Genomic DNA, 14,653 nt, shown 5'->3' with positions numbered 1-14,653 from the left:
GGGCCGCCCGGCGCCGGGACCCCGGCGCCGGCCGCAGCGAGCACAGGAGCGTCATGGGACACGGCAGTGAGCAGCCCGCGACCGCGGGCCGCGCCCTCCGCCTGGAGGCCGGGCTGGGCCACGTGGTGCTCGCCGGGCTCGAGGGGGACGAGCGCGCCGAGGTGGTGCAGGCATGGTCCCGGTGCGCACCCACCACCGAGCCGGCGGGCAGCGCCACCGTGCCGGACGCCCGCCGCGCGCCGGACGGCACCGGCTCCTGGAAGGGCTTCCACGAGCAGCTCGTGCACACCGCCACCACCGCGGCGATCGAGGCCGGCCGCGGCACCCACCTGATGTTCCACGCCGCGTGCCTGGCGGATCCTGACTCGGGCGCCGGCGTCGTGCTGGCCGCCGCCTCCGGCACGGGGAAGACCACCGCCACGCGCACGCTGGGCCGGCACTACGCCTACCTGACGGATGAGACGGCGATCATCGCGCCGGAGGACCTGACGATCACGCCGTTCCCCAAGCCCCTCTCCCTGCTGGGGGCGGACGGCCGGCGCCCCAAGCGCCAGGCCGGCCCGGACGAGCTCGGGCTCGGCCCCACCCGGGGCGCGACCCTGCGGTGCATCGCCGTGCTGGACCGCGTGCGCGAGCCGGAGGGGGACGTGACCGCGCGCTCGGAGCCGATGCCCCTCGCGGACGCGCTGACCGAGCTGGTGCCGCAGACCTCCTCCCTCTCCCGGCTGCCGCGCGGGCTGGTGACGCTGTGCCGGACCCTGGACCGGCTCGGCGGGGCGCGGCGGCTGGTCTACGCCGAGGCCGCGGACCTGCGGCCGGTGGTGGACGAGCTGCTGGCCGCGGAGCCGGTGCCACAGGCCCCCACCTGGGAGGCGCTGGAGGAGGCGGAGCTCGCGGCGTCCAGTGAGCGTGCGGAGCTCGCAGAGGGCGGGGAGCCCGCGGAGGGCGGGGCCCCCGAGGGCCCGGTGCGGCTGCGGCGCCGGGCCGCGGACTGCGGCGTCCACCTGGAGGACGGCCGCGTGGCCCTGCTGGTGGACCAGCAGCTGATCGTCCTGGGCGGGCTGGGCCCGTCCCTGTGGCTGCTGCTGGACGAGCCCCGCACTGCGGAGGAGCTGCTCGCCGCGCTCACCGCCGAGGGGGACGCGCCCGCCGACGCCCGCGCGCTCCTCGACGAGGCCGTGCGGGCCCTGCGCGCCGAAGGGGTGCTGAAGATTCAGTGAAGCGCGGATCCGGAGTGAAGTTCTCAGGTCACGGGTCTTGGCCGGGATCTCACGACGTGAGCGGCATACGGCGGTGTCGCCGGCGCCACTGGACATCGAACTTCGTCGATGCGGCCTTCATGGTGAGGCGTCGTGCGTAGACGGTCAAGAGCCGTCGCAGCGTGGGACGACCCGGTTCCTGCTGTCCGTCCCGCCACGCCTGATGGTCGCCGTCCTGGATCGAGGATTCGCCCTCCCATCCCGCGAGGTTGGGCCGCACGGCCAGCACGTCAACCCCCACATGATCACGGTAGAAGCCGTGGAAGTCAGCGACCCACCAAGGCCGGCCGTCGAACTCGCCATCGAGGCACCGGATGATGCGCGTGGCTGCCGAACGGGTCACCAGATATGCGCTGGCCCCTGCCAGTCCCCTGGACCACCGCCCAACCCGAACGTTCTGACGTGGTCCCCGACGGGGAAACGAGGCGGCCATCACGGAGAGCTGGACGAAGTGCTCGGACGCGCTCCGCCACGATCTGTCTCGACGTCCGGGTGGTCCATAAGGGTCGGCCAGAACCACCATTGATGGACCGGTGACGCGTCGGGCGACCCGCTCGACGACCTCATGAAAGTCATCGACGAAACGGGCGTCGTCTTCAGCGACCAGGAGGAAGTCGCCGTCCCCGCCAGGCATTTCACAGAAGGCCCGCAAGACGGCCAGATGACTGAGCGTGCAACCGATCTCTCCTGGGCGGGGCTCTCTCCCGAAGCGTTGCTGAAACCGCTCCACATCGAACAGATGAGTGAACTGGCCGGCACGGTTGTCCACCGCGTCGAACACCTCGAAGCCCCGCGCGGAGCGCTGGGCCAGGAAGCCTGGCAGGCGAGGGCTACCGTCCAGGGCGATCACGGTTCGTTGCACCACGTGACCACGTCCCATCGGAGCGGTCAATGGGTGCCCCAGTTGCTCGGCGGCCAGATGGTCACGAACACCTCGCCCACGATGTCCTCGCGGGTGACGAAGCGCGCGCAGTCCCCGGCCTGGTCGGCGGGGATGCCGCGGCACGCGATCACGGAGTCGGCCGAGTTCGAGCGGTGGTCGCCGAGCACGAGCATCGAGTCCTCCGGCACGGTGACCGGGCCGAAGCAGCGCGCGGACATCACCTCGGACTCGCAGTCCAGCTCGTCCCGGAGGAACGGCAGGTCGTTGTGGATGTACGGCTCGTCCAGGGGCTCCCCGTCCACCGTCACGGCACCCTCGGCGGTGCAGCACTCCACGGTCTGCCCCGCGGTGCCGACCACGCGCTTGACCAGCGCCTGCTCGTGCGAGCGGCCGATGCCGGTGAGGTCGCCGAACGTGCGGACGGCGTTCTCGACGGCACCCTCCGACGACGCGGGGGCCGCCCAGTCCTCGTTCGCCGTGAAGACCACCACGTCCTGGGAGTCGGCCATCCCGTCCGGATAGGCGGTGCGGTTGACCAGCATGCGGTCCCCCACCTCGAGGGTGTTCTCCATCGAGCCGGACGGCACCGAGTACACCTTCACCCACAGGGCCTGCACCACGGCGACGACCGCGATGGCCACCACCACGTTCACCAGCAGGGAGGCCCAGAACGGCAGGCGCGGACGGTGAGGCTGCGGCGCGGCCACCGCGCCGCCGTCGTCCCCGTGGGCCGGCTCGACGCGCTCGGCCATGGTCAGGCGACGCCGTCGAACAGGCTGGTGACCGAGCCGTCCTCGAAGACCTCGCGGATCGCGCGGGCGATCAGCGGGGCGATCGAGAGCACGGTGAGGGTCTCGAAGCGCTTCTCCTCCGGGATGGGCAGGGTGTTGGTCACCACGACCTCACGGGCGCCGCACTCGCCGAGACGCTGGGCGGCCGGGTCCGAGAACACCGCGTGCGTGGCGGCGATGATGACGTCCTTCGCGCCGGCGTCCTTGAGGATCTGCACGGCGCCGGCGATGGTGCCGCCGGTGTCGATCATGTCGTCGATCAGCACGCAGACGCGGCCCTCGACGTCCCCGACCACGGTCTTGGACTCGGCCTTGTTCGGAACGGTGAGGTCCCGGCTCTTGTGCACGAAGCCCAGCGGCACGCCGCCCAGGCGGTCCGCCCACTGCTCCGCCACGCGCACGCGACCGGTGTCCGGGGAGACCACCGTGACCTCCTCGCCCTCCACGCTGGAGCGGATGTGGTCCGCCAGCAGCGGGATGGCGAACAGGTGGTCCACCGGGCCGTCGAAGAAGCCCTGGATCTGGGCGGTGTGCAGGTCCACGCTCATCACGCGGGAGGCGCCGGCGGTCTTGTACAGGTCCGCGACGAGACGGGCCGAGATCGGCTCGCGGCCGCGGCCCTTCTTGTCCTGGCGGGCGTACGGGTAGAACGGCGAGACCACCGTGATGCGGCGGGCGGAGGCGCGCTTCATGGAGTCCACCATGATCAGCTGCTCCATGAGGTGGTTGTTCAGCGGCGCCGGGTGCGACTGGATGATGAACACGTCCTTGCCGCGCACCGACTCGCCCGAGCGCACGTAGATCTCGCCGTTGGCGAAGTCGTAGGCGCTCATGGGGAGCAGCTCGGTGCCCAGCTCCTCGGCGATCTCCTGCGCGAGCTCGGGGTGGGCGCGGCCCGTGGCCAGCACCAGTCGCTTGTCCTCGCTGCGGCTCAGCTCCGTCATGACGTCCTCATCATCCTTCGTGGTTGCACGTTCCATGCCCGGCGGCGGCGCGCGGCCGACGTCCAGCGGGCCGCCTGAGGGGCCCGGTCCTCGCACCCATCCTAGGGCGCGCGGGGTCAGCCCTGAGCGCCGGAGCCCTCGGCGCCGGCGGCCCGCGCGATCCTTGTGATCAACGACTCCAGCCAATCCGCCGCGTCGGACACGCGCGGCTGCAGGAGCCTGGCCTGTCCCTCCGCACCCACTCGTGTCTCCTCCAGCGCATCCAGGTACCCCTGCTCGAGAGTCCGGACGTGAGCGACCGGAGGCGGCCACTCATGCGGTGTGTGTCCTGCCGCAGTCCGGCCGGGTGACCGAAACATGAAAGTACGGCTGACGAGATCTGCGAGCAACGGGATGTCGACACCACCCTCGGCCTCCGCCCCATGCCAGAGCAACTGGATGTCCACGAGATCGTGGCCTCGCGTCTGATGTGGATCCGTGACGGCATGGATCTTCTGTGCGAGCTGCTGCTCGACAGCCATCACGGCCACAGACCGCGGTGTTCCACATCCCAACGCGGTGACCGCCTCCGCGACCTGGGGTGCCACGACCTCGACTGGCTGCGCCAGCGTGCTGCCCTCGAATTCGTCGCGCCCGATCTCGATCGGGACCGACACCCAACTTGTCCTCGCGGAGAGAAAATGCAGGGTCACCTTCGCTCGTGACAGGACGTAGGGATCGGGCACTCCGAGAGGCTCCGCAGGATCGTCCTCATGCACCGTGCCGAAGAAGGCCACCCGGGTCGCAGCCGGGTCGGCCTTGAGTTCTCTCTTGCTCCCGGGCGCGGCCCCCCATCCCCGGTCGACGAACCCGGTCAAGTCCTTCAGCGCCTGCTGGGGATCGCGAGCCAGTAGATCGAGATCCCGGGTCGCCCGCGTCCCGGTGGCTCCATGTCGGAGTCGAACGCCATTTCCACCCTTGACTACGACGCCTTCCGGCAACATCTGCGCCACGATCACTGCTCCCAGCAACCGGCGCGCCCGGTCCACCGGAACGCCCATCGCGTCAGCGATCGCCTCCAGTCGACGGTTGAGTTGGCCTTCGCTCCTGGGCGCACCTCGAGCTCCCAGATCGCCCAGGCCCACGACCACGTCATCGACCGCCACGATGTCCACCGTTCTGCCGCGCCTCCAGGTCCTTCTTCAAGCTCCTCGCCTCGCCCACCGTGAGCAGCCCGCGCGCGCGGGCCTCCTCGATCGCAGCGGCGACGCGCTCGAGAGGGATGCGGTCGAGTGCCTCACGAAGGGCTTGGTTGATCGTGAGGCCTCGCACGCCGCCGTGAAAGGTGAGGTCCTCGTCGCCCGGCGGGGGACGGCGTCGTGTCACTCGTACATGCGCGCGCGGCGAGCCGCGGTACCGCCTCGTCACGCCCACCCGTACGACGGAGGGATCGACCAGGGCGAGGTCGTACAGTGACAGCACTGCGTCCCAGTCCAGGAATGCATCTTCACCGCCCGTGGCCACGGCCTCCGCCGCGTCCGTGAACCGGTCGCGGGGAACCTGGCGATGGAGGTACACCCCGTGGGCCAGCCTCCGCAGAACGCCGCGCTGGGCGAGCTTGCGGACCTCGACGGCGGGCACGCCCGCCTCCTCCGCTTCCGTAGTGGTGATGACCCCGTGGTTCCCCGCAGCCACGTCCCACAGATCGTCACGATACGTCACGGGATCACCACCTCATCTCTGGTGTCACAACCGTACCGGAATCGGTACGGTTGTGACACGCCGACCTCTTGTCGGGCGCGCGGGGTCAGCCCTGAGCGCCGGAGCCCTCCGCGCCGGCGGCCCGCGCGGCCTCGGCCGAGGAGGTGCCCGGGCGCTTGGCCGGCACCCAGCCCTCGAGGGTGCGCTGGCTCACGGCGTTCAGCGCCAGGGCCCCGGCGGGCACGTCGTCGCGGACCACCGCGCCGGCACCGGTGTAGGCGCCGTCGCCCACCGAGACCGGGGCCGTGAACACCGTGTTCGAGCCGGTGCGCACATGGGCCCCGATCACGGTGCGGTGCTTGGCGACGCCGTCGTAGTTGGCGGTGATGTTGCCGCAGCCGATGTTGGTGTACTCGCCGATCTCGGCGTCCCCGGCGTAGCCCAGGTGGGAGAGCTTGGCGCCGCGGCCCACGGTCACGTTCTTGGTCTCGTAGAACGCGCCGATCTTGCCGTCCTCCCCCAGCACCGTGCCCGGGCGCAGGTAGGTGAACGGGCCGACGGTCGCACCCGCGCCGATCACGGCCTCCATGGCGTCGGTGCGCTTCACCACGGCGCCCTCCCCCACCTGCGTGTCCGTGAGCGTGGAGTCCGGGCCGACGACGGCGCCCGTGGCCACCGACGTCGCCCCATGCAGCTGGGTGCCGGGCTTGAGCGTGACGTCCGAGGCGAGGGAGACGGTGACGTCCACCCACGTGGAGGACGGGTCGGCGACCGTGACACCCTCCTTCATCCAGCCGCGCAGCACGCGGTCGTTGAGCTGGCGGCCCAGGTCGGAGAGCTGACGGCGGTCGTTGGCGCCCTCGACCTCCCACACGTCGTCCGTGCCCACCGAGGCGACACGGCCGCCCTCGGCGCGGGCCATGCCGAGCACGTCCGTGAGGTACTTCTCACCCTGCACGTTGTCCGTGGAGACCTCCGGCAGGGTGCGGCGCAGCAAGGCGGCGTCGAAGGCGTAGATGCCGGAGTTGACCTCGCGGATCGCCACGAAGGAGTCGTCCCCCGTGGACTCGGCGTGGGCGAGGGCGTCCTTGTGCTCCATGATCCGCTCCACGAGGCCCTCGGCGTCGCGGACGATGCGGCCGTAGCCCGTGGCGTCCTCGAGGGTGGCGGTGAGCACGGTGACGGCGTTGCCGTCCGCCTCGTGGTCCGCGACGAGGCGGGCGAGCGTCTCCGGGGTCAGCAGCGGGACGTCGCCGTAGGTCACCACGACGGTGCCCTCGAGGTCCGCGGGCAGGGCGGCCAGGCCCAGCTCGACGGCGCGGCCGGTGCCCGGCACGTCGTCCTGGTCGGCGATCGCCAGCGCGTCGATGCCCAGCTGGGCCGCCACCGTCTCGAGGTGCTCGGCCACGCGGGCCCGCTCGTGCCGGACCACGGCCACGAGGTGCTCCGGCGCGAGCGACCAGGCCGCCGCGAGCGCGTGGCCCACGAGGGAGCGCCCCCCGATCGCATGCATGATCTTCGGCGTCGTCGACTTCATGCGGGTGCCCTGGCCCGCGGCCAGGACGATCACGGCGGAGGGACGGGCGGACGGCTGGGACATGGGGGCTCCTGCACCGGTGGGGGTCAGCGGACGGGGGTTCCGCCCCTAGGATTCGAACCTAGACCGCACGGCTCCAAAGGCCGGCGTGCTGCCATTACACCAGGGCGGAGCGCCGGACCCCAGGGGGCGGCGACGACGGCCCATTCTTCCACACAGGTCGCGCGGATCCGGGGTCAATAGGCGCCGTCGGCGGCGATCACGGCCTTGACGGTCCGCCCCAGGATCACGAGGTCGCCCAGGATGGACCAGTTCTCCACGTAGTAGAGGTCCAGGCGGACCGCCTCCTCCCACGGGAGGTCGGACCGGCCGGAGACCTGCCACAGCCCCGTGATGCCGGGCTGCACCAGGAAGCGGCGGTGCACGTACTGCTCGTAGGCCTCGACCTCGTGCGGCAGGTGGGGCCGCGGGCCCACGAGGGACATGTCCCCCCGCAGCACGTTCACGAGCTGGGGCAGCTCGTCGATGCTGGTGCGGCGGATGAGCTTGCCGACCCGGGTGATGCGCGGGTCGTCCTTCATCTTGAACAGCACGTCCGCATCCCCGCCGTCCGAGACGAGCCGCTGCCGGATCTCCTCGGCATCCACCACCATGGAACGGAACTTGAGCATGGTGAACGGCCTGCCGCCGAGACCGATGCGCTCCTGCCGGAACAGCACCGGCCCGCCGTCCGTGGCCTTGACCGCGATCGCAACGGCGATCAGCAGCGGCGAGATGGCGATCAGGCCCAGACCCGACGCGACGACGTCGAACGCCCGCTTGGCGAACGCCTTGCCCTCGGAGAGGCGCGGGGTGGAGAGGTGGATGAGCGGCAGACCCGCGAGGGGCTGCGTGTGGAGGCGGGGTCCGGCGACGTCCACGAGGGCGGGTGCCATGATCAGGGAGACGCCGCCCTCCTGCAGCTCCCAGCCGAGCCGGCGGACGTCCCCGGGGACGAACGGGTGGCCCGAGGTGATCACCACGGCTTCGACGTCGCGCTCCTCCACGAGGGCGACCACGTCCTCCACGGTGTCCAGGTCCGTGGAGACCGGTATCGGGAGGTAGTCCTCCCGCCGGGCCTTGTATCCGGGGAGAGCCGCGGCCACGGGGGCGTAGCCGGCGCCGGCCTCGGAGTCGAGGGCCTCGAAGATGTGCCGGACGGCCTTCGGGCCGCCGACGAGCAGGAGCCGCCGCCGGAACCTGCCGCGGTGTCGCTGCCGCGCCACCCACCCGCGCACGAGGAACCGGCCCAGCAGGAGCAGGAGCACGCCCAGCGGCAGAGCCAGGCCCACGTAGCCGCGCGCCACTTCGAGACCTGCCGCATAGGCGAGGATCGCGACGGTGCCGAAGAGGTAGAGGGTGCCCTGCAGGACCCGCTTGTACTCCTCGGTGCCCACCCCCAAGATCCGGATGTCCCGGGAGCCTTGGATGGTCAGCGCGAGCACCCAGGCCGCGCTCAGCGCGAGGCTGATGACGCTGTAGTCGACGAGTGCGGCGCCCGGGAGGGTGGTGCGCCGCGGTCCGCCGAAGCGGAGCTGGGCCGACACGAAGGTGGCGAGCAGGACCGCGACCACGTCCACGACCAGGACGAGTCGTGGAAGGCCTCGCTCCCAGGGCCGGCCCAGGACACGGCCGCGGGCGGTCGAGCCCATGCGAAGCGTGGTCGACTCGTCACCGGGGCTCGCGATCACGGCCTGCTCCTCCGTCCTGACGTGGGGGGATGGTCCACGTCACATGGGGTCGGGCATGGTGCTGTGCCCCAACCCTCGATTATAGGGCGGAGACAGCAGCCGGCTGTGACACCTGCCGCATTCTCCTGTGCGCCCCCGCCGGTCAGTCCCCTTCGGCGAGTTCGGCAGCCTGCAGCCACTCCTCCTCCAGGACGTCCAGCTGTGCGTCGAGGTCCTTCAAGTCGGCGGAGGCCGCGGTGAGGGCATCGAAGTCCTGCGCCTGCCCCAGCTCGGCCATCCGCGCCTCGAGGCCGGACCTGCGGTCCCGCAGCCGGGTCATCTGCTTCTCGAGCCGGGCCATCTCCTTGCGGGCCAGCCGACGCTCCGCCTCGGTGGGCCCGGCGTCCTCCTCCGGCCCGCCCATGCCCGCGCACGTCCCGACGACGTCGTTGCGACCTCGGGCCGCGCCGGCTCCCCGGGCCGGGCCGCCGGCGTCGTCCATCGCGGCGCGCAGCTCGAGGTACTGGTCCACCCCGCCGGGCAGGCCACGGACCTTGCCGTCCCCGAGCAGGGCGACCTGATGGTCGGTGACGCGCTCGAGCAGGTAACGGTCGTGGGAGACCACCACCAGGGTCCCCGGCCACCCGTCGAGCACGTCCTCGACGGCGGCCAGGGTGTCCGTGTCCAGGTCGTTGGTCGGCTCGTCGAGCATGAGGACGTTGGGCTCACCCACGAGCAGGCGCAGCAGCTGCAGGCGCCGGCGCTCGCCACCCGAGAGCTCGGAGACCTGAGTCCACTGCCGGGAGGTGCCGAAGCCGAGCATCTCGAGCAGCTGGCCGGAGGACATCTCGCGGTCACCGACCTGGAAGGACGAGCCTTCGCGGGCCATGACTTCGGCGACGCGCAGGTGGGCGACGTCGTCGAGCTCCTTCACGTCCTGGGTGAGGGTGGCCGAGACCACCGTCTTGCCGCGCTTCACCCGCCCCGAGTCCGGAGCGATGCGGCCGTCGAGCAGGCGCAGCAGGGTCGACTTGCCCGCACCGTTGACGCCGACCACGCCGAGCCGCTCGCCGGGCGCCAGGCGCAGGGTGACGTCGTCGAGGATCGGCTTCTCCCCCAGCGTCAGGCTCACGTGCTCGAGGTCGAGGACGTCCTTGCCGAGCCGGGCCGTGGCCATCTTCGCCAGGGACACCGAGTCGCGCGGGGCGGGGACGTCCTCGATGATGGCGTTGGCCGCCTCGATGCGGAACTTCGGCTTGGACGTGCGCGCCGGGGCGCCACGGCGCAGCCAGGCGAGCTCCTTCTTCACGAGCTGCTGACGCTTCTGCTCCGTCACCGCCGCCTGCCGGGAGCGCTCCGCGCGCGCGAGCACCCACGCCGCGTAGCCGCCGTCGAACGGGTCCACCGTGGCGTCGTGCACCTCCCACGTGCGCGTGCAGACCTCGTCGAGGAACCACCGGTCGTGGGTGACCACCACGAGGCCGCCGTCGGTGGGGCGCCAGCGCTGCGTCAGGTGGCGGGCGAGCCACGCGACGCCCTCGACGTCCAGGTGGTTGGTGGGCTCGTCGAGGAAGAGGACGTCGTCGTCCCCGGCGAGCAGACGGGCCAGGGCCACGCGACGGCGCTGGCCGCCGGAGAGGCCCCGCACGGACTGCTCCAGGTCGAAGCCGTCGAGGAGACCGCCCAGGACGTCCCGGGCCTTGGGGTCTGAGGCCCACACGTGGTCGTCCACGTCCCCGACCACGGCCTGACGCACGGTGTGCTCCGGGTCGAGCCGGTCCTGCTGGTCCAGCACGCCCACGCGGACGCCGCCGCGGCGGGTGACGCGGCCCGTGTCGGGTTCCTGGAGGCCGGCGAGGATGCGCATGAGCGTGGACTTGCCGTCGCCGTTGCGGCCCACGAGTCCGATCCGGTCCCCCTCATCCACGCCGAGGGAGAGGCCCTCGAGGACGGTGCGGGTTCCGAAGGCGATGCCGATGTTCTCGGCGCCGAGCAGGTGGGCCATGGAGGAGGTGGTCCTTTCCGGACGGAGGAGGGGTGGTCGGGTGCGGCGGGGTGCGCCGCCGGGTGTCAGAGCACGTGGGCGCCGGGCACGGGGCCGTGCACGGGGAGGGCGCGCACGCCCGTGCGCTCCTCGATGGCCGAGGCCAGCCGCAGCGCGGAGGCCTCGTCCTGCGCCACGAAGAGCAGGGTGGGGCCGGAGCCGGAGACCATGCCGCGCAGCGCGCCTTCGTCCATACCGAGGTCGAGGACGTCCGAGAGCTCGGGGAACAGGACGACGGCCGGGGTCTGCAGGTCGTTGTCCATGGCGGTGGCGAGTTCGAGCGGGTCCGCCGCGGTGAGGGCCCGCAGGACGGCCTCGTTCACCTCCGGGCGCGCCGGCCCGTCGGGCAGGTGGCCCTCCCGGCGCAGCTCGTCCAGGGTCTGGAACACCACGGGGGTGGACAGCCCGGCGTCCGCCGGGACGAGGACGAGGTGCACCGGGGTGCGGGCCGCGACGGGGGTCAGCTCCGCCCCGGTCCCGAGCCCGACGGCGGCGCCGCCCAGCACGCTGAAGGGCACGTCCGCGCCCAGCGGGGCGGCCAGCTCGGCGAGCTCGGCGCGGGTGTGCCCGGTCTCCCACAGGGCGCTGCACGCGAGCAGCGCGGCGGCCGCGTCGGCGGAGCCGCCGCCCATGCCGCCCGCGACCGGGACCTGCTTGGCGACCTCGAGGTGGACGCCGTGGGTGTCAGGATCGAGCCCGAGGGTGCGCCGCAGGTGTGCGGCGGCGCGGTGCGCGAGGTTGCGCTCGTCCCAGGGCACGTCCTGGGTGTCCACCAGACTGATGTGGCGGCCCGACGGGCCGACGGTGATCCTCCCGTCCGTGCGCGCGATCGCCGTGACGGTCTCCCGCAGGCTGACGGCCAGGTACACGGTGGCCACGGGGTGGTAGCCGTCCGCGCCGGGGGGTCCCACCCGCAGGGACAGGTTCACCTTGCCGGGGGCGCTGACCGTGACGTGCCGGGCCGTGGGGTCGAGGCCGAGGTCCTCCGTCGTCATGCAACCACCTCCTCCGCCGCACGCCGCGGGCCGTGCTCGGCGATCCGCGCGAAGGCCGCGATGTCCAGGGCCTCGCCGCGGGCGCGTGGGTCCACGCCGGCGGCCACCAGGGCGTCCTCCGCCGCCTGCGGCGACCCCGCCCAGGAGGCGAGCGCGGCGCGCAGGGTCTTGCGGCGCTGGGCGAAGGCGGCGTCCACCACGGCGAAGACCTCCCGGCGGGGCGCGCCGCCCGCCGGCGGCTCACGCCGGGTGAAGGCGACCAGCCCGGAGTGGATGCGCGGAGCCGGCCAGAACACCTGGGTGCCGATGGTGCCCGCCTTGCGCACGTCCGCGTACCACGCCGCCTTGGCGGACGGCACGCCGTACACCTTGGAGCCGGGCCCGGCCGCGAGACGGTCCGCGACCTCCTCCTGCACCATGACCAGGCCGTGCCGCAGCCCCGGCAGGACCGCGAGCGCGTGCAGCAGCACAGGCACGGCCACGTTGTAGGGCAGGTTCGCCACGAGCGCGGTGGGGCCGCCGGCGGCGGTGGCGGGCCGGACCTCAGCCAGGGCCTGCTCGCTCAGCGTCATGGCGTCCGCGTGCAGCACGGCGAGGGCGTCCTCGGCCCCGGGGCGGAACTCGGCGGCGGTGCGCGGCAGGCGGGCGGCGGTGACCGGGTCGATCTCGACGGCGGTGACGGCGGCGGCCGCGTCCAGCAGGCCGAGGGTGAGCGAGCCCAGCCCGGGGCCGATCTCGAGCACGTGCTCGTCCGCGGTCACGTCCGCTGCCTGCACGATGCGCCGGATCGTGTTCGGGTCGATCACGAAGTTCTGGCCCCACTGCTTGGTGGGACGCAGGTCCAGCTCGGCGGCGATGCGCCGCACGTCCGCGGCGCTCAGCAGCGGGGCGGGGGCGGGGCGCGGGGAGGGCTGGACCATGCCCGCGAGTCTATCGGGGCGCCGGACAGGGTAACCGGGGCGCAGCGGCGCGGGCTCCGCTCAGGTGGAGAGGTCACCGAGCCGGACGAGCTCGCGGAACTCGGGGCTCGTCTCCTGCAGCCCGGCGAACGTGCCCTGGCCGATGATCCGCCCCTGGTCCATCAGCACGATCTGATCGCAGCGCTTGACCGTGGAGAGACGGTGGGCGACCACGATGACCGTGATCCGGCCGCGCAGCGACTCGATCACCTCGGTGACCCGGCGTTCCGTGAGGTTGTCGAGAGCCGACGTCGCCTCGTCGAGCACGAGGAGGCGGGGGCGCCGGAAGAGCGCGCGCGCGATGCCCAGGCGCTGGCGCTGGCCGCCGGAGACGCCCACGGCCCCTTCGCCGATCACGGTGTCCAGGCCGTCGGGGAGCTCGTCCAGCCACTGCCCCAGCTGGGCTTCGCGCAGCACGCGCTCCACCTCGGCCCGGTCCGCCGTCTCGGCGGCCTCGACGTCCAGGAGCACATTGTGCAGCACCGTCCCGTTGACCACGGTGACGGACTGCGGGACGAACGCCACGTTGTCCCACCACCCCCGCGGGTTGGCCTCGAGCTCCACCCCGTCCACGTAGACCCCACCGCGCTGGGCGTGGTGGAAGCCGATGACCAGGTCCACCAGGGTGGTCTTGCCGGCACCGCTGCCGCCCACGAAGGCGTACGAGCAGCCGAAGGGGATGCGCAGGTCGATGTCGCGCAGGACCGGCTCGGTCTTGCCGGGGTAGGTGAAGGACGCGTCCCGCACCTCGATGGACTCCTCGAACGTGATGCGCTCGTAGGGCCGGTCCGCCGCGTGCAGGACCGGCTGCGCGGCGGCGAGCTCCGCCGTCGTGCGCTCGAAGGCCGGCCAGGACGTGCGGATCTCGTTGGTGGTGGCCATGAGCGCCGCCATGGACGGCAGCACGCGGAAGCCGGCCATCGCGAGCAGGGCGAGCGAGCCGAACGCCTCCCCGCCGCGGCCCTGGATGAAGGCCACGGCCACGAGCGCCGCGATGGCGGCCACGAAGGCGACCTCGAGCACGTAGCGCGGCATCATCGTGAGGATCATCTTGAGCCGCGTGGCTTCCGCGCTCTCCGCGCGGGCGGCGCGGTACTCCTCCATGAAGGCCGAGTCGTTGCCGCGGATCTTCACGTCCTTGTAGTTCTCCAGGCCCTGCAGCGCCGCCGTGTTGGCCCGCTCCCCCGCGGTCACCAGGGTCCAGCCCAGGCGGGAGGCCGGGCGGCGGATCACGGTCTTGATCACCCAGGCGACGGCGAGGAAGTACAGGGCCATCCCGAGCCCCGTCAGCGGCATGGAGACGCCCACCACGACCGCCACCGCGACGAGCGTCACGGCCTCCGTGAGGAACGTGACGGACGCGTTCACCACGCCCGTGTACGCCATGCTGGAGGTGCCGGTGACGTTGTTGACCAGGGTGCCCACAGTGCGCGTCAGGTGCAGGCCGTAGTCGGCCCGCAGGTAGTAGCGCAGCAGCGTGGCGGACGTGCGGATGAGGTTCTGGTTGGTGAACCCCATGGTCCACCAGCGGAACGCGAGCACCAGGATCGCCTTGAGCAGGAAGGCCAGCACGATCACGACGGCGAAGGCCACCGTCTGCTCCGGCACCGTCACGGCCCCGAACCGGGCCAGCAGCCCTTCGAGCGCCGGGGAGCCCAGCTCACCCGAGGTCAGCAGGCTGACCAGCGGGAGGATCGAGGCGAGCGCCACCATCTCGAGGCCGGCCACGAGGACGGACCCGAGGACCACGAACACGAGGCGGATCCGCATGGGGCGGTCCACCAGGTACTGCGTTCCCTCGGGCAGCCGGGCTTTGAGGAGTCGGGTCAGCACGTCGTCCATCCTAGGGGCC

The 14,653-nt window shown here is 72.3% G+C and carries 12 protein-coding genes and 1 tRNA gene; 1 reads left to right on the top strand and 12 read right to left on the bottom strand.

Features of this window, described 5'->3' with window-relative positions:
• The first annotated feature begins 53 nt into the window (after positions 1 to 53).
• Positions 54 to 1,220, top strand: a complete 1,167-nt coding sequence (locus ACUW6W_RS07330; protein WP_400410009.1) for a PqqD family peptide modification chaperone — start codon at positions 54 to 56, stop codon at positions 1,218 to 1,220.
• Between the two features lie 49 nt (positions 1,221 to 1,269).
• Here ACUW6W_RS07330 and ACUW6W_RS07325 read toward each other — a convergent pair whose 3' ends face one another.
• The 12 genes from ACUW6W_RS07325 to ACUW6W_RS07270 all read right to left on the bottom strand — a co-directional run bounded on the left by ACUW6W_RS07325 (position 1,270) and on the right by ACUW6W_RS07270 (position 14,643).
• A complete protein-coding gene (locus ACUW6W_RS07325; protein WP_400410012.1) occupies positions 1,270 to 2,109 on the bottom strand; it encodes a glycosyltransferase family 25 protein in 840 nt (279 codons plus the stop codon).
• Between the two features lie 38 nt (positions 2,110 to 2,147).
• Positions 2,148 to 2,894: a signal peptidase I gene (gene lepB, locus ACUW6W_RS07320; protein WP_400410015.1), complete on the bottom strand. Its 747-nt coding sequence runs from the start codon at positions 2,892 to 2,894 to the stop codon at positions 2,148 to 2,150.
• 2 nt (positions 2,895 to 2,896) lie between these two features.
• On the bottom strand, positions 2,897 to 3,877 hold the full coding sequence (locus tag ACUW6W_RS07315) for a ribose-phosphate diphosphokinase (protein WP_020627447.1): 981 nt from the start codon (positions 3,875 to 3,877) through the stop codon (positions 2,897 to 2,899).
• 116 nt (positions 3,878 to 3,993) lie between these two features.
• A complete protein-coding gene (locus tag ACUW6W_RS07310; RefSeq protein ID WP_020627446.1) occupies positions 3,994 to 5,031 on the bottom strand; it encodes a nucleotidyl transferase AbiEii/AbiGii toxin family protein in 1,038 nt (345 codons plus the stop codon).
• The gene (locus tag ACUW6W_RS07305; RefSeq protein WP_020627445.1) at positions 5,009 to 5,578 is read right to left on the bottom strand and encodes a type IV toxin-antitoxin system AbiEi family antitoxin domain-containing protein; all 570 of its coding nucleotides are present in this window, start codon (positions 5,576 to 5,578) and stop codon (positions 5,009 to 5,011) included. Before ACUW6W_RS07305 ends, ACUW6W_RS07310 begins: the two co-directional genes overlap by 23 nt.
• A gap of 85 nt (positions 5,579 to 5,663) precedes the next feature.
• The gene (gene glmU, locus ACUW6W_RS07300; RefSeq protein WP_371510349.1) at positions 5,664 to 7,157 is read right to left on the bottom strand and encodes a bifunctional UDP-N-acetylglucosamine diphosphorylase/glucosamine-1-phosphate N-acetyltransferase GlmU; all 1,494 of its coding nucleotides are present in this window, start codon (positions 7,155 to 7,157) and stop codon (positions 5,664 to 5,666) included.
• A gap of 37 nt (positions 7,158 to 7,194) precedes the next feature.
• Positions 7,195 to 7,266, bottom strand: a tRNA-Gln gene (locus ACUW6W_RS07295).
• A 64-nt stretch (positions 7,267 to 7,330) separates the two neighbouring features.
• A complete protein-coding gene (locus tag ACUW6W_RS07290; RefSeq protein WP_454180069.1) occupies positions 7,331 to 8,824 on the bottom strand; it encodes a sugar transferase in 1,494 nt (497 codons plus the stop codon).
• A 142-nt stretch (positions 8,825 to 8,966) separates the two neighbouring features.
• Positions 8,967 to 10,808 carry an ABC-F family ATP-binding cassette domain-containing protein gene (locus ACUW6W_RS07285; protein ID WP_454180067.1) on the bottom strand — a complete coding sequence of 614 codons (1,842 nt, stop codon included), beginning with the start codon at positions 10,806 to 10,808 and terminating at the stop codon, positions 8,967 to 8,969.
• Positions 10,809 to 10,873: 65 nt separating this feature from the next.
• Positions 10,874 to 11,842 carry a 4-(cytidine 5'-diphospho)-2-C-methyl-D-erythritol kinase gene (locus ACUW6W_RS07280; protein WP_113914004.1) on the bottom strand — a complete coding sequence of 323 codons (969 nt, stop codon included), beginning with the start codon at positions 11,840 to 11,842 and terminating at the stop codon, positions 10,874 to 10,876.
• Positions 11,839 to 12,762: a 16S rRNA (adenine(1518)-N(6)/adenine(1519)-N(6))-dimethyltransferase RsmA gene (gene rsmA, locus ACUW6W_RS07275; RefSeq protein WP_454180065.1), complete on the bottom strand. Its 924-nt coding sequence runs from the start codon at positions 12,760 to 12,762 to the stop codon at positions 11,839 to 11,841. Before rsmA ends, ACUW6W_RS07280 begins: the two co-directional genes overlap by 4 nt.
• 60 nt (positions 12,763 to 12,822) lie before the next feature.
• Positions 12,823 to 14,643 carry an ABC transporter ATP-binding protein gene (locus ACUW6W_RS07270; RefSeq protein ID WP_454180063.1) on the bottom strand — a complete coding sequence of 607 codons (1,821 nt, stop codon included), beginning with the start codon at positions 14,641 to 14,643 and terminating at the stop codon, positions 12,823 to 12,825.
• Positions 14,644 to 14,653 lie beyond the last annotated feature (10 nt).

The sequence above is a fragment of the Micrococcus sp. 093350064-1 genome, from assembly GCF_053627955.1.
This window is presented reverse-complemented; position numbering and strand designations above follow the sequence as displayed.